Here is a 21,273-nt window from a genome sequence, read left to right as displayed (position 1 = left end):
GCCCTCCACACCTTCGGACAGCCGCGCTGCGGCCAGCCTGCGGCCCGTCGCGTCCTGCACCTCGACGTCATGGTGGTCTTCGGCCCAGTCATCACCGATGAACAGCACCAGCACCCCAGCCCTTCGCTCTCATACGATCCTTGCGCGCAGCCAGCGGAAAGCACGGCTCGCGCCCTAATGGATCCAGTGCTCACGCCAATCTGTCCGGCGGGCACGCCATCCCATAAGCAGTCAGGCCTCCCGGCCGACCAGCTGGGGCACGGTCTGACCGCAGAACTCGCAGTGGTTCCGAGGTGGTGAGTGCTCACCTGCTGGCGGCTACGGACCGTAGTCTCTCCTACGGCCCGCTGAGCCCCATTAGCGGTGGTTGCCGCCGGCCTGCACCAGGCCGGTCTCATAGGCCAGGACGACCGCCTGGACCCGGTCGCGCAGCTGGAGCTTGGCCAGGATGCGCCCGACGTGTGTCTTCACCGTGGCCTCGGACACGAACAGATGCGCGGCGATCTCCCCGTTGGACAGCCCCTGGGCGATCAGCACCAGCACCTCCCGCTCCCGCTCGGTCAACTGCTTCAGCCGCGGGTCCTCGGTCTGCCGGGCGGCCGGCAGCAGGGTGGCGAAGCGGTCCAGCAGCCGCCGGGTGGTGGACGGCGCCACCACCGCGTCACCGCTGGAGACGGAGCGGATCGCGGAGAGCAGCTCGTCCGGCGGCACATCCTTGAGCATGAAGCCGGACGCCCCCGCCTTGAGCGCGGTGAAGGCGTACTCGTCCAGGTCGAAGGTGGTGAGGATGAGCACCTTGGGGGCGCCCGGGCCGCCCTGGCCGTCCTGGCAGATGCGGCGGGTGGCCTCCACGCCGTCCATCCGCGGCATCCGCACATCCATCAGCACCACGTCCACCGCGACCGTGCGCAGCCGCTCCAGGGCCTCGGTGCCGTCCCCGGCCTCGGCGACGACCTCCATGTCCTGCTGGGCGGCGAGCACCATCTTGAATCCGGTGCGCAGCAGCACCTGGTCGTCGACGAGCATGACGCGGATCGGCATCGGAGGGGTCCTTCCCGGGTGAGGGTGAGGGTGAGGGGTGAGGGGTGGGTTCAGGCGGGGCAGTCGCGGGTCTGCAGCGGCAGTGTGGCGCTGATCCGGAAACCGCCGCCCGGCCGGGGCCCGGCCCGCAGTTCGCCGCCGACCATGCCGACCCGCTCCCGCATCCCGATCAGCCCGTGGCCAAGACCGTCGGCTCCCCCGCTGTGGTACTCGCCGAACGGCCGCGCCCCCTGCCCGTCGTCCTCCGCCAGCACGGTGAGCGTATCGCCGCCGTAGCGCAGCCGGACCCGGGCACCGGCCTGCGGGCCGGCGTGCTTGCGGGTGTTGGTCAGCGCCTCCTGCACGATCCGGTACGCGGTGAGTTCGACGCCGCTGGGCAGCGGGCGCGGCGAGCCCTCGATGCGGAAGTCCACCGGCAGCCCGGTGTCGCGGATGCGCTGCACCAGCTCGCCGAGCTGCTCCACGCCCGGCTGCGGCAGATAGTCCTGTTCCCGGGCGGCGGCGCCGGCGGTGCCGGGGGCGGCGCCGCCCGCGGTGGCGTTGCTCTCCCGCAGCACGCCCAGCAGGCGGCGCATCTCGGTGAGCGCCTGCCGCCCGGTGGTGGAGATGGTCCGCAGCGCGTTGCGCGCCTGCTCCACGTCCTTGTCCAGCACATAGGCCGCGCCGTCGGCCTGGACCACCATCACCGAGACATTGTGCGCCACCACATCGTGCAGTTCGCGGGCGATCCGGGCGCGCTCGGCGACCACCGCCATCCGGGCCCTGGCCTCGCGCTCCTGCTCCAGCCGGCCGGCCCGCTCCTCCAGTTCCGCGTAGTAGGCCCGGCGGGTGCGCAGCGAGTCGCCCAGCACCCAGGCGAGGGCGAAGCAGACCGTCAGCATGCAGACCTCGAAGACCGCGGCGCCGGTGGAGTGGTAGTCGTCCGGCTCGAACCAGCGCAGCGCGGCGGCGGCGGGGGCGGCCAGCGCCCCGGCCAGGGCGAGCCGGGAGGCCCAGCGGACCTGCCGGGAGGCCACCGTGAAGATGATGACCAGGAAGGCGAAGTTGCCGGGGTTGGGCTCCACCCCGGTGAGGAGCTGGAACAGGCCGACGGCGATGGCCAGCAGCAGCATCCGCCCGGGCCGGCGGCGGCGCAGCGTCACCACGGTGCCCAGCATCACGGCGGTCAGGCCGCCGGCGGTCTCCTGGCCCTCGCTCAGCTCCGGCATCTGGTCGATCAGCCAGAGAATCGTCATCGCGAACAGCATGAATCCCCAGAAGCCGTCCACCAGTGTCGGGTGGCGGCGCAGGAATTCGTAGAGCTTGTTCACATGGCTCAGCGTAGGGACGGACCCGGCGATCCGGGTCAGTCCGGGGAGCGATACCTGGGCGCGGCAGCTACTCCTCAGGGTGGAGCCCGTGACGGAGCGCTCCGGACGCGGCCCCCGGAGGCCCGCTCCGGGGGCGTACGGTGGCCCGGTGGCGGTGGGAGAGAGCGGGCCGGTGCGCTGGAGCACGGCCGCCGAGCGGGCCCTGTACGGCGACGGCGGATTCTTTCTGCGGGAGGCCCCGGGCGCGCATTTCCGTACCGCGGTGCATGCCTCGCCGCTGTTCGCGGCGGCCGTGGCCGGGCTGCTGCGGCGGGTGGACGACGCGCTGGGGCGGCCGGCGGGGGGCGTGACGCTGGTGGACGTGGGGGCCGGGCGGGGCGAGCTGCTGACCGGGGTGCTGGCCGCGCTGGCGGCGGAGCCACTGGCCGGCGGGGCGCGCCGGGTGCGGCTGTGCGCGGTGGAGCGGGCGGCCCGGCCGGCCGGGCTGGACGAGCGGATCGAGTGGCGGAGCGAGGTCCCGGACGGGTTCACCGGGCTGCTGTTCGCCAACGAGTGGCTGGACAATGTCCCGCTGGACGTGGTGGAGACCGGCCCCGGCGGACGGCTGTGCTATGTGCTGGTGGATCCGGCGAGCGGCAAGGAGAGCCCGGGCGGGCCGCCGGACCCGGCCGATCTGGAGTGGCTGCGCCGGTGGTGGCCGCTGCGCGGCGAGCCGGGCGAGCGGGCGGAGATCGGCCGCCCCCGGGACGAGGCGTGGGCGGCGGCGGCCGGGCGGCTGACGGCCGGCCTGGCGGTGGCGGTGGACTACGCCCACACCCGCGCGGCCCGCCCGCCGCTGGGAACGCTCACCGGCTACCGGGACGGCCGTCAGGTGCCGCCGGTGCCGGACGGAAGCTGCGACCTGACCGCCCATGTGGCGCTGGACTCCTGTGCCCGGCGCGCCGGGGAGGGGGCGGTGCTGCTGTCGCAGCGGGCGGCGCTGCGGCGGCTCGGGGTGCGCGGTCACCGGCCGCCGCCGGCCCTGGCCTCGGCCGATCCGGCCGGGTATGTGCGGGCGCTGGCCCTGGCCGGGCAGGCCGCGGAGCTGACCGACCCGGCCGGCCTGGGCGGCTTCACCTGGCTGCTCCAGCCGGTGGGCATCGCCCTTCCCCTGCCGCCGGACCCCGGCGTCTGAACGGTGCCCGGCCGCCCGCGGCCGCCATCTGTCGACTATTCGACTACTCGTCGATTATTCGCCGATTACTCGTCGATTACTTGTCGATGTCGCCGACGACGAAGAAGAAGGAGCCGAGAATGGCCACCATGTCGGCGACCAGCGTGCCGGGCAGCAGTTCGCTCAGCGCCTGGATGTTGTTGAACGAGGCCGAGCGCAGCTTCATCCGGTAGGGCGTCTTCTCGCCCTTGGACACCAGGTAGTAGCCGTTCAGGCCGAGCGGGTTCTCGGTCCAGGCGTAGGTGGCGCCCTCCGGCGCCTTGAGCACCTTGGGCAGCCGCTGGTTGACCGGCCCCGGGGGCAGCTCGGCCAGCCGGTCCAGGCAGGCGTCCGCCAGTTCCAGGGCGTTGCAGGTCTGCTCCAGCAGCACCTCGAACCGGGCCAGGCAGTCGCCCTCGGTGCGCACCGCCACCCGCAGGGTGTCCCGCAGCTCGCCGTAGGCCAGATACGGCTCGTCCCGGCGCAGGTCGAAGTCGACGCCGCTGGCCCGGGCGATCGGCCCGGAGACGCCGTAGGCGTGCACGGTCTTCGGATCGAGCACCCCGACGCCGCGGGTGCGGGCCCGGAACACCTCGTTGCCCAGCACCAGGTCGTCGAAGCGGCCCATCCGGCCGCGCACTCCGGCCACCGCCGCCCGGGCCCGGTCGGTCCAGCCGGCCGGCAGATCCTCCTTCAGGCCGCCGACCCGGTTGAACATGTAGTGCATCCGGCCGCCGGAGACCTCCTCCATCACCCGCTGGAGATCCTCCCGCTCGGTGAAGGCGTAGAAGATCGGGGTGATGCCGCCCAGTTCCAGCGGATAGGAACCGAGGAACATCAGGTGGTTCAGGGCCCGGTTCAGCTCGGCCAGCAGGGTGCGCAGCCAGACCGCGCGCCGGGGCACCTCCATGCCCAGCATCCGCTCCACCGCCAGCACCACGCCGAGCTCGTTGGCGAACGCGGACAGCCAGTCGTGGCGGTTGGCCAGCACGATGAGCTGCCGGTAGTCGCGGACCTCGAAAAGCTTCTCGGCGCCGCGGTGCATATAGCCGATCACCGGCTCGGCGCGGGAGATCCGTTCCCCGTCCAGCACCAGCCGCAGCCGCAGCACGCCGTGGGTGGACGGGTGCTGGGGCCCGATGTTGAGCACCATGTCGGTCGACTCGGCGGCACCGCCCACCCCCACCATGGTCTCGGTGCCGGCGGTGGTCCTCGCGTTCCCGTTGGCCATGGGGGCCAGTGTGGCAGTCCCGCCCCGGATTGGGTACGCGCCCGCCGCGTCCCGGGTTCGGTGCCGGTGCCCGGCGGGCATAGGCTCGGGTGCATGGAAGCGGTTGGGGCGGACGGCGCGGACGGCGCGGACGGCGACGGGCCGGAGGAGGCCGGGCAGTGGCGGCGGGTGCAGCCGGCGCTGCTGACCCTGTGGCGGGCGGTACTGGTGATGTGGACCGCCCCCGTCGTCCTGGTGGCGGCGCTGCTGCCGGTGCTGCTGGGCGCGCCGGAGTGGGCGCTGCCCGCCCTGCTGCCGCTGGCGCTGGCCGCCTGGGGCTGGGTGGTGCTGGGCCGGGTCTGCCGTTCCTGGCGCTATCTGGAACGCGCCGACGACCTGCTGATCAGCCGCGGGGTGATGTGGAAGCAGCTCACCGTGGTGCCGTACGGCCGGATGCAGCTGGTGGAGGTGACCTCGGGGCCGCTGGACCGCAGATTCTCGCTGGCCCGGCTCCAGTTGCACACCGCGGCGGCGGCCACCGACGCGACCATCCCCGGCCTGGCCCCGGACGAGGCCGAGCGGCTGCGCGACCGCCTGACCGAGCTGGGCGAGGCCCGCTCCGCGGGCCTGTGAGCCGGGGCGGGACGCGGGCACGGTGGACCACGGGATGAGCACCCAGGGCGAACAGCACGGCGCACCGCACGGCGGGACGCCGGGGAGCCCCGGCGACGGGCCGCCGCGGCCGGGCGGGTTCCCGCCGGAGGGACGGCGGCTGCATCCGGTGACGCCGTGGCGGCGCGCCTGGGCGCCGCTGGCCGGCCTGGGCGCCCTGGTGACGCAGAATCCCGAACGGCTGCGGGACGCCGCCGAGCTGGGCCTGGTGCCGCTGCTCGGCTTCACCACCGCGGTGCTGGCGGTGGCCGCGGCCTATGGCTTTCTCTCCTGGCGGGTCACCCGCTATCGCATCACCGAGACCGAACTCCGCATCCGCACCGGTCTGTTGTTCCGCCGCACCGCTCATCTGCGGCTGGACCGCATCCAGTCCATCGACATCACCCAGCCGCTGCTGGCCCGGGTGCTGGGCGTGGCCAAGCTGAAGATGGACGTGGTCGGCGCCGGCTCCCACGACGAGCTGGCCTTTGTCGGCGAGGCCGAGGCGCGCGAGCTGCGCGCCGAACTGCTGGCCCGGGCGGCCGGCATCGCCCCGGAGGCCGCGCCCGCCGCCGGCGAGGCCCCGGCCCGGCAGCTCTACCGGGTGGAGACCCGCACCCTGGCCTGGGCGCTGGCCCTGCTGGGCACTGGCTGGGGCGCGCTGCTGGCCGCGCTGGCCGGCATTCCGCTGATGCTGTGGCTGACCGGCAGCGTGTTCGCCGCCGCGGTGACCGGGCTGCCCATGGCCGTCGCGCTGTGGCGCAGCAGCGTGGGCGGCTTTCTCACCCAGTACGGCTGGACGGTCTCGGAGTCCCCCGACGGGCTGCGGCTGGACCACGGCCTGCTGCAGAAGGAGCACGCGACCGTGCCGCCCGGGCGGGTGCAGTCGGTGCGGCTGGTGGAGCCGCTGCTGTGGCGGCGGCGCGGCTGGGTGCGGGTGGAGCTGGAGGTGGCGGGCGCGGGCCACGAGAGCGGCCTGCTGCTGCCGGTGACCACCCGCGCCGAGTGCGTGGCGCTGCTGGGCCGGCTGCTGCCGCGGGTGGACATCGAGGCGGCGGTGGCCGCGGTGCGCCCGGCGCCGCGCCGCGCCCGGTGGGCGGTGCCGGTGTGGTGGCGCGGCTATGGCCACGGGGTCACCGAGGCGGTGTTCGTGGCCCGGCACGGGCGGCTGCGCCGGGTGCACACCCTGGTGCCGCACGCCAAGGTGCAGAGCGTGCGGCTGACCCGGGGCCCGCGGCAGCAGGCGCTGCGGCTGGCCGACATCCATGTGGACCACGGCGCGGGCGGCACCGCCACCGCCCGGCAGATGGACGCCGGGTACGCGGCGGCCGAGGTGGCGGCGCAGGCGGAGCGTTCCCGGCTGGGGCGGCGCGCCGCCCGGCCGGACCGCTGGCTGACCTGAGCGGCGGCCGGGCCGGCCGGGGGCGGGGCGGCGGGCATCGCGGACGTCACGTGCGGGCGTTCTTCCGCACGCGGGCGGGCGTGGTCCAGGATCGTGGGATGGATCTGAAGACCCTGCTGGGCACGCTGGTGGACAAGGGGCTGCGGCGGGAGCCGCCGACTCGGGCGGAAGCCCTGGCCGTACTGGCCACCTCCGACGACGACCTGCTCGATGTGGTGGCCGCGGCCGGCACGGTGCGCCGCCACTGGTTCGGGCGGCGGGTGAAGCTGAACTACCTGGTCAATCTGAAGTCCGGGCTGTGCCCCGAGGACTGCGGCTACTGCTCGCAGCGGCTGGGCTCCGAGGCGGGCATCCTCAAGTACACCTGGCTCAGGCCGGACCAGGCGGCCGAGGCGGCGCGCGCCGGGGTGGCGGGCGGAGCCAAGCGGGTGTGTCTGGTGGCGAGCGGGCGCGGCCCCACCGACCGGGACGTGGACCGGGTCTCGGAGACCATCGCCGCGATCAAGGAGCAGAACGCGGAGGTGGAGGTGTGCGCCTGTCTCGGTCTGCTCTCCGAGGGCCAGGCGGAGCGGCTGCGCGCCTCGGGCGCCGACGCCTACAACCACAACCTCAACACCTCGGAGGGCATGTACGGGGAGATCTGCACCACGCACGACTTCTCCGACCGGGTGGCCACCGTGCGGCAGGCGCAGGGCGCCGGGCTGTCCGCCTGTTCGGGGCTGATCGCGGGCATGGGCGAGAGCGACCAGGACCTGGTGGACGTGGTCTTCGAACTGCGCGCCCTGGACCCGGATTCGGTGCCGGTCAACTTTCTGATCCCGTTCGAGGGCACGCCGCTGGCCAAGGAGTGGAACCTCACCCCGCGCCGGGCGCTGCGCATCCTGGCCATGGTGCGGTTCGTCTGCCCGGATGTGGAGGTGCGGATGGCGGCCGGCCGGGAGGTCCATCTGCGTTCCCTCCAGCCGCTGGCCCTGCATCTGGCCAACTCGGTCTTCCTGGGCGACTACCTGACCAGCGAGGGCCAGGCGGGCAAGGCGGACCTGGAGATGATCGCCGACGCCGGGTTCGAGGTGGAGGAGGCGGGCCGCACCACCCTGCCGGCCCACCGCACCGGTGCGGAGCCGCCGGGCCGGGAGGAGGAGCGGGCGCCGCGGCCCGCGGGCGAGGCGCCGCGCACCGATCTGGTGGCGGTACGGCGCCGGGGCGCGGGCACCGATCTGGCCCCGAACGCGTGACGACACGGGGTGGGTTGCGGCGGTTCGGTGAAGGAAGCGCCGCCAGACGCCGCAGAGTGTGACAGCCCGGCGGCAAGGAGCGGCCCGCCCTCCCGGGCGCGCGCCCGGTTGTCTAGCCTGGGTTTTCCGGACGCACGTGCACCTGCACGGCGGCGGCCGGGCCCGGGGGACCACGGGCGACAACGGGGCCGCGGACAGCTCGGCCCCGGCGCGAATGCCACCCGTTCGCGCTGGGGCCGGGCGTCCGCGGCCCCTCGGCCGCTCCGCTCGGCGCTCAGTCGCCGGCCGCCGCGGCCCCGCCGCCCTGGGCGGCGCGGATGGCGGCCAGCAGCGTCCGCGCGGTCTCCCGGGTCGGATGCAGCCCGGTCGGCCGGGGACGCCCCACCTGGCCGCCCCAGCCGGGCGAGACGGTGTAGCGGGTGCCGTTCATCCGGATGGACAGGGTCTGCCCCCAGGTGATCCGGATCGGCCTGGCGGTGATCTGCCCGGCCGGGGCCTGGTCGATCAGCCGCCCGTCGGTGCCGTAGAGGCTGAGCACGCCGTCCTCCAGCACGGCCCTGCCGTGCTGGGCGAGCGGCCACAGCCCCCGGCCGATCTGGGTCTCGGGGAACTCCAGCCGGTCCATCTCTCATCCTCCTTCCGCCGGGCGGACGCCCAGGGTCAGCGCCATCTCCTCCGCGATCTTCTCCCACTCCGGCCCCCGGCCGGGTGCGGCCCAGGTGACGGTGAACTGCAGCACGCCGCCCGGGAAGCTGTCGGGAAGAACATAGAAGGAGAGGTACTCCATCAGCACCGGCCGGCCGTCCGGGCCGGCACCATGCCGGGCCAGCTCACGTACCCGGCAGGCCGGGCCCAGCGGGAGTTCCGTCTCCCGGATGTCCGGCGGCGTCATCCGGTACTCGCGCGGACCGCGCAGGACGGCCGCGATCGCCGCCGGGCTGCGCCCGCCGTCCGGCGGCTCGTGCCGGGCCGTGTACGCGGTGGCGGGCACCATCGGCGGGAACTCGGGGCGGTCGGCGGGAACACAGACCGCCACCGGCGCGGCATGCAGGTCCGCCGCGCTCTCGGCGATCGCCCGCAGTTCCTCGTAGGCCGCCTCGGCATACCGCTCGGCGGCCTCCCGGGCGTCCTCGGCGGCGGCCTCCCCGGCGCGTTCCGCGATCCGGGCGGCCACCTGCTCGGGCCCGTCCAGGGCGTGCACGTCGAGCACCAGCCACTGGTCGTCCGGCAGGTCGAAACCGGCCACCCACTGCCGCCGGCCGTCGTCGTCCGGCTCAAGCTCGGCCACGGTTCATCTCCTCCGACTCTTCCGACTCCTCCGACTCCTCGGGCTGCCCGGGGGTCCGCGGGACCGGCGGCAGAGCCGCCGGCCGGTCCTGCCACCACGCCCGGACCCCGCCCAGCAGCAGAAACGGCACGGTACCCAGCGCCAGCGCAGCCAGCTCCACGGCGAGCACGGTCCGGTCGCCGGTCCCGGCGGCCAGCACCGGCGCGGTGAGCAGCAGCCCCAGGCCGCACACCCCCAGCGGCGGCAGGGCCCGCCGCACGGCACCGGTCGCCTCATGGCCGCCCGGCACGGCGATTCCACCGCGGACCGTCCCCCGGAAACCGCGCGGCCGGGCCGTCGGATCGGTGGCCGGCTCCGGTGCGCCGCGCGGCGGCGGCTGCTCCGCCTCCCGGAGGGAAATGCCGGTCCGGTCGCAGAACGCCCGCAGCCGGGTCAGTGCCGGATCACCGGCGAACCAGCTGTCCCACGGCAGCACGATGCGGACCGTCTCCCGCCCGTCCACCAGGGCCACCGCCCAGGGGCGGCCCCGCCGCAGCAGCACTGCCGCCGCCCGCACGCCCAGCACCGGATCGGCCGGGCCGCGCACCATCCGCAGCCCGTTCCAGCCGGTGCGCAGCACCAGGTCGTCGCCGGACCTGCCGAGCCGGGCACGCCGGGCGAAGGCACGGGTCACCGTCGCCGCCGCCCCGGGGCTGGGCCGCAGCTCGGGGGAGAGCCGCACCCGCCGCCACTGCCATCGGCCGCACAGCGCCGGCCCGAAGGCCGCCGCCACATGCAGGGCCGAGAACACCACCAGCACCGACGCCCACACCCGGGCGACCACCTCCCGCTCCGGGGTGTACACGCCGCGCGGCGAGGGATGGACAACGGTCCACACCACCGTGAACAGGAGAGTGAGCAGAAGCAGGGCGAAGGAGGCGGTGACCGGTACCGGCGAGCCGGGCCGCGCCGGGCCGGGCCGCAGCAGCCCCGCGTCCCGCCGGGCGGGCGCCGGGGCCGGGCCGCCCGCCCGCACCGGCAGCCCGGCGTGCCGGCAGAACGCGGCGATACCGGAGAGCTCCGGAAACGTCCCGGCAGCGGCCGTCGCGGCGGTGACCGGTTCGGTACCGGGCGGCACCGGGCCGCCGCGGCCGTCCGGCAGCCAGTCCGCCACCGCCAGACAGCCCAGGCTCGCCCCCGCCGCGTCGCACAGATGCAGACGGCCGCCGGCCGGCCCGCCGGGCACATACACGGCGCCCGAGACGCCGCCACCGCCCAGCGTCCAGGAGCGGGTCCGGAACCGGGTGCGCACCTCGAGCCGCCCGTTCCCCGCGGTGACCCGGGCCCGGCGCAGCACACCCCACCGGGCGAGCGGACGCTGCGCCGGCAGCAGCGCCGGGGCGGCCGTCCGGCGCGCTGTGCTCATGGCGCCTCCGGCGGGCGGTCAGGGGCGGGCGGGCGGTCAGGGGACGCAGACCAGGTAGGGCTCGGCCTCCTCCTCGGAGTAGCGGAACCCGCCGACCGGGGTGGCGTCCCCGCTCACCGGATTGTCCCAGGTGGACAGCGGGGCGCCGAAGTTGATCTGGGTGGCCCAGGTGCCGGCCAGGGAGGCGTTGCTGCCCCAGTCGGAGCCGGTCAGCGCGGCGTTGACCCGGGAGAAATCGGTACCGATGTCCGCGCCCTCACTGGCCGCGTAGCGCAGCATGGTGGCGTCCGCCGCCACATCCGCGGTCCGCGTGCCCAGCAGGTTGCCCCAGGCGGCGCGGCCCCAGCCGGCCAGCCCGCTGGGCATCGAGGTGGACATGGCCGCGTGCCGGAGCTGGTTGGTGCTGCCCGCCATGATGGTCTCGGCGCGGGCCACCCGGGCCGCCCGGTTGCCGAACGCCATCTGCCCGCGCAGGCTGCGGAACGCCGTCCACTTGGAGGAGTTGGCGGCGGCCTTGATGCCGGCCCCGGCGGCCCGGCCGATACCGAAGGTGAGGATGCCGACCACGTCCAGCGCCACGCCCAGCCAGTTGCCCTTGAGGATGTTGGCCACCAGCGACAGGCAGGTGGCGACCAGGGCGATCACCCCGAGCACCCCGGCCAGGGCCTGCCCGATCACGGGTATCCAGCCCACGCACAGCGCCAGCACCCCGGCGATCGCCGCCACGATGCCGGCGATCTCCCCGATGTTGATCAGCGCCTTCTTCACCGCGTCCAGGGCGGTCTTGAACCGGTCGCTCCAGCCGTCCTTCATGCCGTCGCTGCCGATGAAGTCGCCGAGGGCGTCGGCGGCGGCCTGGGCGGCGGTGTTCTTGTCCTTGACCACCTGCTCCAGCCGGGTCCTGGCCCGGGAGAGCGCGCCCTGGGCCTCGGACAGGGCGTCGCTGTACTCCTGGTGGCGGTCGTGGTCCTCGGCGTCCTCGTCCTCGGCGGCCTCCGCCTTGGGGCCGTAGGTGTCGATGTCGCCCTGCGCGGCGACCGCCTGCTCGTGCAGCTCCAGGCTCTCCTCCTGGGCGTCCTTCAGCGCGGGCCAGTAGCCGGCCAGGGCATTGGCGGCGGCGTTGTAGCGGCCGTGGACGCGCGCGATGGAGTCGGCGAGGTCGGTGGCCTTCTCGCGGACCGCGTCGCCGGAGGCGCCCTTCCAGCCCTCGTCGTCGCTGCCCAGTTCCTGGAGCAGATGGCGGCAGTCGTTGATCATGGTGGCGGTGCGGCGGTAGCGGGCCGCGGCCTCCTTGACGGCCTCCCAGTCGCCGGGGACCGGGTCACGGCCGTCGTCGGTCAGCGGCTCCCAGTCCCGGGGCCGGGTCTCACCCATGTGTCTCGCTCCCCCCTCGCGTCTCAGCCCTCGCCGGTCAGCGCGTCGTACAGTGCCTGGTCGAGGTCGCCGAACGCCTCCTCGGCGGACTCCACGATGCCCGCGAAGGCCTCCAGCTCGTCCATCATGGCGCGCCGCTTGTGATGCCAGTTGTCGGCGAACTCCTCCAGCTCATGGGCCAGGTTGTCGTGTCCGACCTCGTCGGCGTAGTCCGAGGCGATGGACTCGGAGTTCTCGAACTCCGTGGCCACAAAACGCAGCTTGCGGCCGAGTTCGACGATGTCGTCGTACTTCAGCCGGAGATCCGGCTCGCCGTGTCCCATGGCGCGGTCATCCCCCCTGGGCGGTCGGTGCGGGTATCCAGCTCAGCGAGGCGGCGATGGCGTCGAACATCTCCACCAGCGCGTCGGCCAGTTCCGGCAGCGGAGTGCTGAAGGTCAGCAGCAGGTACAGGCCCGCGTTGGGGACCTGCACGAAATACTCCAGCAAAGTGGTGGGACGCTGCTCGGACACGCCCAGTTCCACGGCGTCCTCGGGCACTTCGGTGCGGCGGCAGCGCACCGCCCGGCCGGCGGGCAGGTCGGTGAGGTCCACCTGTGCCGTCGGGTACTTCTCGCGCAGGTCCTCGGCCAGGCCGTCGTACGGCAGTTGCAGATTCCGGCCCCGCTCCTCGGCCTCCATGCTGATCAGCAGGGAGGCCGGGACCGGCACACCCAGCACGGTCTGGGTGGAGAGATACATCTCCAGGCCGTCCTTGGCGGCGCCCTCCCGGGCCACGTCGCCGATCAGTTCGCGCAGCTCGCGGCGCTTGGCGGCGTGCTCGTCACGGCTGGGCCAGGTGAGGTCGACCAGGGCCCGGACGGCGCGGTCACGCGCGTCGTCGGCGACCAGCGGGATGCGGAACCACTCGGTGGGGGTGATCAGCCGGTAGCGGGCGGGCGGCCCGACCGGCCGGGCGGCCTGCTCGTCGTCCAGAAGGTCGTCCATGCCCTGCCCGTGATCCCTGTCGTGCGGCCGTCGTCGCGTTCCCGGCCCTCACACTAGCGAGCAGAGGCAACAGTTGGGTACCTGTGGGTATCTGTGGGCACCTGCCCTTGCGTCCCCCCTCCCCCCGCCCGGGGACGGCGGTCAGGGCGCGCCGGGCGGACGGCCGTCGCCCTGCTCGCCGTCGTCGGTGCCGTCGACGTCTTCGACGTCCTCGGCGTCAGCGATGTCAGCGATGTCAGCGACGTCAGCGATGTCAGCGATGTCCTCGACATCCCCTGTCTCGTCGATGCCGCCGAGCCCGCCCATGCCGTCGATGCCGTCGATGCCGTCGACGTCGTCCAGCTGGGCTTCGGCCGGGGCGTCTTCGCCGTCCGCCAGCACCGGGGAGGCGTGGTGCGCCCACACCTTCCAGCTGCGGTCCTCGGCCCGGCGGAAGATGTTGGTGGCCACCACCACCCCGCCGACCAGCGGCCCGGCCGAGCCGTCCGGCTGTGCCGGCCCGCCGGTGAGGATGTTCTCCGTGCAGGTCACCAGCGCGGTGTCGCCCAGTACCGAGATCTCCACATCCGTCAGGAAGAACTGGATGTACTCGTGGTTGGCCATGATGGTGGCGTAGGAGCGCAGCACCTCGGCGCGCCCGTTCAGCACCGGCCAGCCCGGATGCACCACGCTGACCCCGGCCTTCTCCTCCCCCAGCCAGCAGTCGGAGAGGGCCTGGAGATCGCCGTGCTCCAGCGCGTCATAGAGCGCGGTGTTGGCCGCGGCCACCGCCTCGACGTCGTCCGTGCGCGCCTTGCTCATCCGACTCCCTCGCTGCTGCCGTCGCTGCCGCCCTTGCCGTCACCGTTGTTCCGGCGCCCCTCCGCGCGCGTCCGCCCCGGCGGCGGCCCGCACCGCGTCGGCCACCCGCACCGCGTCCACGCTCGGCCGCACCTGGTGCACCCGCACCGCCCACGCACCGGCCTGCGCGGCCAGCACGGTCACCGCCGCGGTCGCCGCGTCCCGCTCCCGGGCGGGCGGCGGAGTACCGTCCGGCCCGGCGAGTACCCGCCCGAGGAACCGTTTACGCGAGGCGGCCACCAGCATCGGGCGGCCCAGCTCGTGCCGCAGCCGGTCCAGCGAGGCCACCAGCGCGAGATCGTGCGGGGCCTGCTTGGCGAAGCCCAGGCCCGGGTCCACGATGATGCGCCGCTCGTCGATGCCGCCGGCCACCGCCGCCGCCAGGGCGGCGCGCAGCTCGGCCACCACCTCGCCGACCACATCGGCGTACACCGCGCGGGTGTTCATATCGGCGCTCTGGCCGCGCCAGTGCATCACCACGAACGGCACCCCGGCGTCCGCCACGAACGGCACCATCCGGGGATCGGCCCGCCCGCCGCTGACATCGTTGACCAGCCGGGCGCCGGCCGCCACGGCCCGCTCGGCCACGGACGCCCGCATGGTGTCCACGCTCACCGGCACACCGGCCGCGGCCAGCTCCCGCACCACCGGGACCACCCGGCGCAGCTCCTCGGCCTCGTCCACCCGGAGGGCGCCGGGGCGGGTGGACTCGCCGCCCACGTCCACCAGGTCGGCGCCCTGCGCGACCAGATCCAGGCCGTGTTTGACGGCCGCCTCGGGGGCGAACCACAGCCCGCCGTCGGAGAAGGAGTCCGGGGTGACGTTCACCACGCCCATCACGGCGCAGCGGCCCCACTCCGGCAGGCCGGACACCGTCGGGCGCGTGCTGTCCATGGCTCAAGGGTAGGACCTGGCCCCGGCAGCCGGGACCGCGCGGGACCACCCGGAAGGCAGCGGGACGGGGACGGCCGGGCGGCCGGCCGGGCGCCGCGCCGTACCCCGTGCGGCGGGGGTGTCGGAGCGCCCGGGTAGATTCGTTCCGGACGCCGGTGCGACCGGCGCGAGAGACGACCGAAAGCCATACCGAGACATCCGGGGACATCCGGGGCCCACCGGGCATCCGGAGGGCCGCGTGGGGCGGAGGGCCGCCCGGCACCGCCCGCGGTCCGGGGCCCGTGTGCCGTTGCCCGCCGACCGGCGGACGGACCATCCCGACCACCGAGGAGTGAGACCAGCGTGGACCGCATCGTGCTGCGCGGGCTGCGCGCCCGCGGCACCCATGGCGCGCTCCCGGAGGAGCGGGCGCTGGGGCAGACCTTCGTGGTCGATCTGGAACTCTCCGTGGACACCCGTCCCGCCGCCCGGACCGACGACCTGTCCCGCACGGTCCACTACGGGCTGGTCGCGGAGGAGGTCACGGGGATCGTCTCCGGCGAACCGTGCGCGCTGATCGAGACCCTGGCGCAGCGCATCGCCGACCGGTGCCTTTCCTTCGAACCGGTGCGGGAGGTCGAGGTGACCGTGCACAAGCCGCAGGCCCCGATCGCCGTGCCCTTTGACGACGTGACCATCACGATCAGGCGGAGCCGCCCATGAGCCCCGATGCCGCTTCCAAGCCCGACCCGACCGTGCAGCCCGTCCACCGCTCGGTGGTGGAGCAGGTCGATGCCGCGGACAGCACGCTGCAGAACCCGAAATTCGCCGTGCTGTCACTGGGCGGCAATCTGGGGAACCGGCTGGAGAGCCTCCAGGGCGGGGTGGACGCCCTGGCCGACACCCCGGGTCTGCGGGTGAAGGCGGTCTCCCCGGTGTACGAGACCCAGCCGTGGGGCGTGCCGGCGGACAGCCAGCCGGCCTATTTCAACGCCGTGGTGATCGTCCGCACCACGCTGCCGCCGGCGTCGTTGCTGGAGCGGGCGCAGGCCATCGAGGAGGCGTTCGCGCGGGTGCGGGGCGAGCAATGGGGCCCGCGCACCCTGGACATCGACCTCATCTCCTATCAGGGGGTGCGGTCCGAGAATCCGCGGCTTACGCTGCCGCATCCGCGCGCCCATGAGCGGGCCTTTGTGCTGGCGCCGTGGCACGATGTCGATCCGGACGCGGAGCTGCCCGGTCACGGCCGGGTGGCGGAGCTGCTGCACGGGCTCCCGGAGCAGGGCGTCCGGCGCCGCGAGGGCGTCACCCTCGTCCTGCCGGACTGACCGTGCGCCGCGGCCGGCAGCCGGCGGCGCCGGCACCGGCAACGCCGATGACGCAGCTGATGACGCAGACGTACGAGGGGCACGGCGGGGAGTGACCGGACAGTGACTCATCTGCGGATCGGGATCCTGCTCGCCCTGTTCGGCGGCGCGGCACTGCTCGCCTTCGGCCTGTCCTGGCTGTGGGACGCGCGCGGCAGCACCCTGCCGGCCGTGCCCGGGCCGGCCCCCGCGGTGCTGGCGCTGATCGCCTTCGCGCTGCTGGCGGTCGCGCTCTCGCTGCGTGCCCGGCTGCGCGCGCAGCGCGAGCGGCGGCCGGGCGCGCGGGGGGTGGATCCGATGCTGGCGGCCCGGGCGGTGATCTTCGGCCATGCCAGCGCGCTGGTCTCGGCGCTGGCCGCGGGCGCGTACGGCGGCAGCGGCCTGTTCCTCGCCCTGACGTACTGGGAGGTCGCCAACCGCCGCGACCAGGCGGTCTATGCGGGGCTCGCGGTCCTGGCGGGCGCCGCGGTGTGTGCCGCCGCCCTCTATCTCCAGCACGTCTGCCGCCTTCCCGGCGACGGCGACGACTCCCAGGGCCCCCTCTCCTCCCCCGCCTGATCCGCGGCTCGCGTCGCCGCGCCGCCGTTTCCGGCCCAGGATGGATGCGTTGCGGTACCCGGGCCACGATGCGGAGGGACGACGCATGGCGCAGCGGACGACGGCCACCGAGGTCGATGTGGTGGTGATCGGCATGGGTGTGGGCGGCGAGCACGCCGCCGGTGAACTGGCCTCGGCCGGGCTGGAGGTGGTCGCGGCCGAGGCCGAGCTGGTCGGCGGCGAGTGCGCGTACTGGGCCTGTGTGCCCACCAAGATGATGGTCCGCGCCGCGGACCTGCTGGCCGAGGCCCGCCGGGTGCCGGGGATGGCCGGCGCCGCCGAGGTCTCACCCGACTGGTCCCCCGTGGCGGCCCGGATCCGCGAGGAGGCCACCGACGAATGGGACGACACGGTGGCCGCGGACCGGTTCTCCGGCCGGGGCGGCCGGCTGGTGCGCGGCCGGGCCCGGCTGACCGGCCCCCGCCGGGTGGCCGTCGGCGACGAGGAGTTCACCGCCCGGCGCGGGGTGATCATCGCCACCGGCTCCGCCCCGCAGGCCCCGCCCGTGCCGGGCCTGGACGGGGTGCCGTACTGGACCAACCGGGAGGCCGTGGCCGCGCGTGAGGTGCCCGGGTCGCTGCTGGTCCTGGGCGGCGGGCCGGTCGGCCTGGAACTCGCCCAGGTCTATGCCCGGTTCGGCAGCCGGGTGACGGTGGTGGAGGCCGGGGACCGCCTGCTGGGCCGGGAGGAGCCGGAGGCCGGCGGGCTGCTCGCCGGGGTGCTGGACCGGGAGGGGATCTTTCTGCATCTGGGCGCCACCGCCGTCCGGGTGGAGCATGAGGGCGGCACGTTCCGGATGGAGCTCGGCGACGGTCAGGTGCTGGCCGCCGACCGGCTGCTGGTGGCCACCGGGCGGCGGCCCCGGCTGGCCGGGCTGGGCCTGGAGCACGCCGGTCTCGATCCCACGGCCCGGGCGCTGGACACCGACGGGCGGATGCGCGCCGCGGACGGCCTGTGGGCGGTCGGCGATGTCACCGGCCGCGGCCCGTTCACCCATGTGGCGATGTACCAGGCGGCGATCGCGGTGCGGGAGGTGCTGGGCCGCCCGGGGCCGGAGGCCGACTACCGTTCGCTGCCCCGGGTCACCTTCACCGATCCCGAGGTGGGCGCGGCCGGCCTGACCGAGCGGCAGGCCCTGGAACAGGGCATCCGGGTCCGCACCGGCATCACGCGGCTGGCGTCCGCCACCCGGGGCTGGATCCACAGGGCGGGCAACGACGGCTTCGTCAAGCTGGTCGCGGACGCCGACCGGGAGGTGCTGGTCGGCGCCACCACGGCCGGGCCGGGCTGCGGCGAGCTGCTGCACGGCCTCCAGCTCGCCATACACACCCGGATTCCCCTGGCCGAACTGCGCCACATGATCTACGCCTACCCCACCTTCCACCGGGCGATCGAAGCAGCCCTCGCCGACCTGGGCGGACCCGGCTGACTCCGCGGGCGTCGACGCCCGCGGAACGGACGGGCGAAGAACCGGGCAAGGGCAGGGGACTCCCCGGCGGCTTCCGCGGTGCTGTGTCAGTGGCGCCTGTCAGGATCGGACGGGCCGGGCTCGACGGCCCGTGATCGACGGCCCGTGATCGACGGCCCGTGATCGACGAGCAGGACCGGACGCGGAGGCGGACGAAGCGGGCCGGGCGCGGCAGGAGCGGGCGAAGCGGGATGGGGCCGGGCACACCGCCCGCGCCAAACCGGGCCGAAAGGGATCGCCCGGGGCGGCGTGACGGGGCCGGGCCCGGGGAAGCAGAAGTGGAGTGCGCATGGAGACGGGCCTCGACGAAGAGGCGCCGCTGACCGAGGAGTCGGCGGTCGCCCACACCGGCGGCATCTGTTTCAAGACCGGCCCGCCCGGCCGTACCGGTGTCGAACTGGAGTGGCTGGTGCACGACGGCGGCACCCCGGCCGCCCCGGTGGCGCCCGGCCGGCCGGCCGCGGTCCTCGACCGGCTCGCCGCCGCCGGGGGCCTGCCCGGCGGCGGGGTGCTCACCCGGGAGCCGGGCGGCCAGATCGAGCTGTCCACCCCGGCCGCCTCCTCGGCCGCGCGGTGCGTGCGGGCCGCCGCCGCGGACCAGTCGGTCCTCTTCGAGGCGCTGGCCGAGGCGGGCCTGAAGGCCGTGGGGGCGGGGCTGGATCCGCTCGGCAGCCCGGCCCGGGTGCTCGATCATCCGCGTTACGCGGCCATGGAGCGGTTCTTCGACCGGGCCGGCCCCTGGGGCCGGCTGATGATGCGCGCCACCGCCTCGGTCCAGATCAATGTGGACGCCGGTGACGACACCGCGGGCCCGGCCGGCTACCGGTACCGCTGGCGGCTGGCCCACCGGCTGGGACCGGTGCTGGTGGCGGCGTTCGCCAACTCCCCGCTGCGTCGCGGCCGTCCCACCGGGTGGCGGTCCACCCGGCAGGCGATCTGGGCCCGGCTGGACCCGGGCCGCACCCGTCCCCCGCCCTGGCCCGCGGACGGGGCACCGGACGATCCCCGCGCCGCCTGGACCGGTTATGCGCTGGACGCGGAGCTGCTGTGCGTGCGGCGCCCGGCACCGGCCGACTGGTCGGCCCCCCGGGGGCTGACCTTCCGCTCCTGGCTGCGCCGCCCGCCGCCCGGCTGGGCGCCGCCCCGGCCGGCCGATCTCGACTACCACCTCTCCACCCTGTTCCCGCCCGTCCGGGCCCGCGGCTGGCTGGAGCTGCGGATGGTGGACGCCCAGCGCGGGCCCGACTGGGCGGTGGCGGTGGCCCTGGTCTCCGCGCTGCTGGACGATCCGGCCGCCGCCGAGGCGGCGGTGGACGCCACCGAGCCGCTGACCGGGGGCCGGCCGGTGCCGTCCGCCGAGGTCTGGGAGCGCGCCGCCCGGCACGGCCCGGCCGATCCGGAGCTGGGCAAGGCGGCCCGGGCCTGCTTCGCCGCCGCGGAGGCGGCGCTGGCCCGCGATCCGGAGACGGCGGAGCTGCGGCGCGCGGTCGCCGCCTTCGCGGAGCGGTATCCGGAGCGCGGCCGGTGCCCGGCCGACGACTGGCTCGATCACCGTCCCTGACCGTCCCGGCCGGGCCGCCCCCGGAAACACCCACACCGCAGAAAGGTTTCTGCCTTGACGCTGCACCAGGAGACCACCCACCCCCCGACCACCGGAACCGACACCGACACCGGAACCGGCACCGGCACCGACGCCTCCTCCGCTGCCTCGCTGCGCGAACTCGCCCGCGCCGAGCTGGAGCGGGCCCGCCGCCGCACCGCCGCCCTCACCGACTGCCTGGACGAGGCCGGGCTCACCGCCCAGCACTCGCCCCTGATGTCCCCCCTGGTCTGGGACCTGGCGCATGTGGCCAACCAGGAGGACTTCTGGCTCGTCCGCCAGGCCGGCGGGCGGCCCGGCGTCCGCCCGGACATCGACCACCTCTACGACGCCTTCCGCCACCCGCGCGCCGACCGCCCGGCCCTCCCCCTGCTCACCCCCGGCCAGGCCCGCGACTACGGCGCCCGGGTCCGGGACCTCGCCCTTGAGGTACTGGAGAACAGCGATCCGGACGACCCGGGGGCCGGCCCGCTGCTGCGCGACGCCTTCGTCTTCGGCATGATCGCCCAGCACGAGCAGCAGCACGACGAGACCATGCTCGCCACCCACCAACTGCGCACGGGCGAACCGGTGCTGCACGCCCCCGCGCCGCCGCCCGCCCCGGCCGGCGCCGCCGCCCTGCCCCGCGAAGTGCTGGTCCCCGGCGGCCCGTTCACCATGGGCACCGACACCGACCCCTGGGCGCTGGACAACGAACGCCCCGCGCACACCGTCGAGCTCCCGGCCTTCTGGCTGGACACCGTGCCGGTCACCAACGCCGCCTACCAGGAGTTCATCGCGGCCGGCGGCTACCGCGACCCCCGCTGGTGGCACCCGCGGGGCTGGGCACACAAGGAGCACGCCGGACTGGAGGCCCCCCAGTTCTGGCTCCGCGACAGCAGCGGCTGGCTGCGCCGCCGCTTCGGCCGCACCGAGCCGCTGCCGCCGGAGGAGCCCGTGCTGCACGTCTGCTGGTACGAGGCGGACGCCTACGCCCGCTGGGCGGGCCGCCGGCTGCCCACCGAGGCCGAGTGGGAGAAGGCCGCCCGGCACGACCCGGCCACCGGCCGCTCCCGCCGCCACCCGTGGGGCGACACCCCGCCCGGCCCGGACCACGCCAACCTCGGCCAGCGCCATCTCCAGCCCGCCCCGGCCGGCTCCTTCCCGGCCGGCGCGGCCCCCTCCGGCGCCCGCCAGCTGCTCGGCGACGTCTGGGAGTGGACCTCCTCCGACTTCCTCCCCTATCCCGGCTTCGCCGCCTTCCCCTACCGGGAGTACAGCGAAGTGTTCTTCGGCAGCGAGTACAAGGTGCTGCGCGGCGGCGCCTTCGGCGTCGCCCCGGTGGCCTGCCGGTCCACCTTCCGCAACTGGGACTACCCGATCCGCCGCCAGATCTTCGCCGGCTTCCGCACCGCCCGCGACGCCTCCGGCACGGACGCCTGACAGGAAGGGGA

The 21,273-nt window shown here is 75.0% G+C and carries 20 protein-coding genes and 1 pseudogene; 10 read left to right on the top strand and 11 right to left on the bottom strand.

Annotation, left to right across the window (positions count from 1 at the left end; genetic code table 11):
• Positions 1–357 precede the first annotated feature (357 nt).
• Together BM242_RS21115 and BM242_RS21110 are read right to left on the bottom strand one after the other, a co-directional pair.
• Complete coding sequence (locus BM242_RS21115) at positions 358–1,041, bottom strand: response regulator (protein WP_093840454.1); 684 nt, start codon at positions 1,039–1,041, stop codon at positions 358–360.
• A gap of 50 nt (positions 1,042–1,091) precedes the next feature.
• Complete coding sequence (locus BM242_RS21110; RefSeq protein WP_093840453.1) at positions 1,092–2,351, bottom strand: sensor histidine kinase; 1,260 nt, start codon at positions 2,349–2,351, stop codon at positions 1,092–1,094.
• A gap of 148 nt (positions 2,352–2,499) precedes the next feature.
• Here BM242_RS21110 and BM242_RS21105 point away from each other — a divergent pair, with 148 nt between their 5' ends.
• Positions 2,500–3,525, top strand: a complete 1,026-nt coding sequence (locus BM242_RS21105) for an SAM-dependent methyltransferase (protein ID WP_245834348.1) — start codon at positions 2,500–2,502, stop codon at positions 3,523–3,525.
• A 76-nt stretch (positions 3,526–3,601) separates the two neighbouring features.
• Here BM242_RS21105 and BM242_RS21100 read toward each other — a convergent pair whose 3' ends face one another.
• Positions 3,602–4,774 carry an NADH-quinone oxidoreductase subunit D gene (locus BM242_RS21100; protein WP_093840452.1) on the bottom strand — a complete coding sequence of 391 codons (1,173 nt, stop codon included), beginning with the start codon at positions 4,772–4,774 and terminating at the stop codon, positions 3,602–3,604.
• Between the two features lie 93 nt (positions 4,775–4,867).
• Here BM242_RS21100 and BM242_RS21095 point away from each other — a divergent pair, with 93 nt between their 5' ends.
• From BM242_RS21095 to bioB, 3 genes are all read left to right on the top strand, one after another.
• A complete protein-coding gene (locus tag BM242_RS21095) occupies positions 4,868–5,386 on the top strand; it encodes a PH domain-containing protein (protein WP_093840451.1) in 519 nt (172 codons plus the stop codon).
• Positions 5,387–5,420: 34 nt separating this feature from the next.
• Complete coding sequence (locus BM242_RS21090; protein WP_093840450.1) at positions 5,421–6,806, top strand: PH domain-containing protein; 1,386 nt, start codon at positions 5,421–5,423, stop codon at positions 6,804–6,806.
• 98 nt (positions 6,807–6,904) lie between these two features.
• Complete coding sequence (gene bioB / locus BM242_RS21085; protein ID WP_093840449.1) at positions 6,905–8,041, top strand: biotin synthase BioB; 1,137 nt, start codon at positions 6,905–6,907, stop codon at positions 8,039–8,041.
• 274 nt (positions 8,042–8,315) lie between these two features.
• Here bioB and BM242_RS21080 read toward each other — a convergent pair whose 3' ends face one another.
• The 8 genes and pseudogenes from BM242_RS21080 to folP all read right to left on the bottom strand — a co-directional run bounded on the left by BM242_RS21080 (position 8,316) and on the right by folP (position 14,829).
• The gene (locus BM242_RS21080) at positions 8,316–8,666 is read right to left on the bottom strand and encodes a hypothetical protein (protein ID WP_093840448.1); all 351 of its coding nucleotides are present in this window, start codon (positions 8,664–8,666) and stop codon (positions 8,316–8,318) included.
• Positions 8,667–8,669: 3 nt separating this feature from the next.
• Positions 8,670–9,329: a hypothetical protein gene (locus tag BM242_RS21075; RefSeq protein ID WP_093840447.1), complete on the bottom strand. Its 660-nt coding sequence runs from the start codon at positions 9,327–9,329 to the stop codon at positions 8,670–8,672.
• Positions 9,316–10,734: a hypothetical protein gene (locus tag BM242_RS21070; protein WP_093840446.1), complete on the bottom strand. Its 1,419-nt coding sequence runs from the start codon at positions 10,732–10,734 to the stop codon at positions 9,316–9,318. Before BM242_RS21070 ends, BM242_RS21075 begins: the two co-directional genes overlap by 14 nt.
• A 36-nt stretch (positions 10,735–10,770) precedes the next feature.
• The gene (locus BM242_RS21065; RefSeq protein WP_093840445.1) at positions 10,771–12,108 is read right to left on the bottom strand and encodes a putative T7SS-secreted protein; all 1,338 of its coding nucleotides are present in this window, start codon (positions 12,106–12,108) and stop codon (positions 10,771–10,773) included.
• Positions 12,109–12,131: 23 nt separating this feature from the next.
• On the bottom strand, positions 12,132–12,431 hold the full coding sequence (locus BM242_RS21060) for a hypothetical protein (RefSeq protein WP_093840444.1): 300 nt from the start codon (positions 12,429–12,431) through the stop codon (positions 12,132–12,134).
• Between the two features lie 7 nt (positions 12,432–12,438).
• Positions 12,439–13,095 (bottom strand): hypothetical protein, encoded by a 657-nt coding sequence (locus BM242_RS21055; protein ID WP_093840443.1) that lies wholly within the window; start codon positions 13,093–13,095, stop codon positions 12,439–12,441.
• Positions 13,096–13,401: 306 nt separating this feature from the next.
• Positions 13,402–13,896, bottom strand: a pseudogene (locus BM242_RS21050) (nuclear transport factor 2 family protein); the annotation flags it as partial.
• Between the two features lie 39 nt (positions 13,897–13,935).
• A complete protein-coding gene (gene folP / locus BM242_RS21045; RefSeq protein ID WP_093840441.1) occupies positions 13,936–14,829 on the bottom strand; it encodes a dihydropteroate synthase in 894 nt (297 codons plus the stop codon).
• 342 nt (positions 14,830–15,171) lie between these two features.
• Here folP and folB point away from each other — a divergent pair, with 342 nt between their 5' ends.
• The 6 genes from folB to egtB all read left to right on the top strand — a co-directional run bounded on the left by folB (position 15,172) and on the right by egtB (position 21,262).
• Complete coding sequence (gene folB, locus BM242_RS21040; protein ID WP_093840440.1) at positions 15,172–15,531, top strand: dihydroneopterin aldolase; 360 nt, start codon at positions 15,172–15,174, stop codon at positions 15,529–15,531.
• Positions 15,528–16,136, top strand: a complete 609-nt coding sequence (gene folK, locus BM242_RS21035; RefSeq protein ID WP_093840439.1) for a 2-amino-4-hydroxy-6-hydroxymethyldihydropteridine diphosphokinase — start codon at positions 15,528–15,530, stop codon at positions 16,134–16,136. The genes folB and folK overlap by 4 nt, the downstream gene beginning before the upstream one ends.
• 102 nt (positions 16,137–16,238) lie before the next feature.
• Positions 16,239–16,733, top strand: a complete 495-nt coding sequence (locus tag BM242_RS21030; RefSeq protein ID WP_093840438.1) for a DUF3180 family protein — start codon at positions 16,239–16,241, stop codon at positions 16,731–16,733.
• Positions 16,734–16,818: 85 nt separating this feature from the next.
• Positions 16,819–18,201, top strand: a complete 1,383-nt coding sequence (locus tag BM242_RS21025) for a dihydrolipoyl dehydrogenase family protein (RefSeq protein ID WP_093840437.1) — start codon at positions 16,819–16,821, stop codon at positions 18,199–18,201.
• A 328-nt stretch (positions 18,202–18,529) separates the two neighbouring features.
• Entirely contained in the window at positions 18,530–19,801 is a 1,272-nt protein-coding gene (egtA, locus tag BM242_RS21020) for an ergothioneine biosynthesis glutamate--cysteine ligase EgtA (protein ID WP_093840436.1), read from the top strand.
• Positions 19,802–19,951: 150 nt separating this feature from the next.
• Positions 19,952–21,262, top strand: coding sequence for an ergothioneine biosynthesis protein EgtB (gene egtB, locus BM242_RS21015; protein ID WP_093840477.1), 1,311 nt, complete (start codon positions 19,952–19,954; stop codon positions 21,260–21,262).
• Positions 21,263–21,273: the final 11 nt, after the last annotated feature.

The sequence above is a fragment of the Streptomyces aidingensis genome (genome assembly GCF_900112355.1).
GTDB lineage: Bacteria > Actinomycetota > Actinomycetes > Streptomycetales > Streptomycetaceae > Streptomyces > Streptomyces aidingensis.
The sequence above is the reverse complement of the archived record's forward strand: the minus strand, read 5'-3'. Positions and strand labels throughout refer to the sequence as shown.

Coding starts and splice junctions, on each gene's coding strand:
- BM242_RS21115 (WP_093840454.1), bottom strand. CDS start 1,041: ATGCCGATCCGCGTCATGCTCGTCGACGACCAGGTGCTGCTGCGCACC.
- BM242_RS21100 (WP_093840452.1), bottom strand. CDS start 4,774: ATGGCCAACGGGAACGCGAGGACCACCGCCGGCACCGAGACCATGGTG.
- BM242_RS21095 (WP_093840451.1), top strand. CDS start 4,868: ATGGAAGCGGTTGGGGCGGACGGCGCGGACGGCGCGGACGGCGACGGG.
- BM242_RS21090 (WP_093840450.1), top strand. CDS start 5,421: ATGAGCACCCAGGGCGAACAGCACGGCGCACCGCACGGCGGGACGCCG.
- bioB (WP_093840449.1), top strand. CDS start 6,905: ATGGATCTGAAGACCCTGCTGGGCACGCTGGTGGACAAGGGGCTGCGG.
- BM242_RS21080 (WP_093840448.1), bottom strand. CDS start 8,666: ATGGACCGGCTGGAGTTCCCCGAGACCCAGATCGGCCGGGGGCTGTGG.
- BM242_RS21070 (WP_093840446.1), bottom strand. CDS start 10,734: ATGAGCACAGCGCGCCGGACGGCCGCCCCGGCGCTGCTGCCGGCGCAG.
- BM242_RS21065 (WP_093840445.1), bottom strand. CDS start 12,108: ATGGGTGAGACCCGGCCCCGGGACTGGGAGCCGCTGACCGACGACGGC.
- BM242_RS21060 (WP_093840444.1), bottom strand. CDS start 12,431: ATGGGACACGGCGAGCCGGATCTCCGGCTGAAGTACGACGACATCGTC.
- BM242_RS21055 (WP_093840443.1), bottom strand. CDS start 13,095: ATGGACGACCTTCTGGACGACGAGCAGGCCGCCCGGCCGGTCGGGCCG.
- folP (WP_093840441.1), bottom strand. CDS start 14,829: ATGGACAGCACGCGCCCGACGGTGTCCGGCCTGCCGGAGTGGGGCCGC.
- folK (WP_093840439.1), top strand. CDS start 15,528: ATGAGCCCCGATGCCGCTTCCAAGCCCGACCCGACCGTGCAGCCCGTC.
- BM242_RS21025 (WP_093840437.1), top strand. CDS start 16,819: ATGGCGCAGCGGACGACGGCCACCGAGGTCGATGTGGTGGTGATCGGC.
- egtA (WP_093840436.1), top strand. CDS start 18,530: ATGGAGACGGGCCTCGACGAAGAGGCGCCGCTGACCGAGGAGTCGGCG.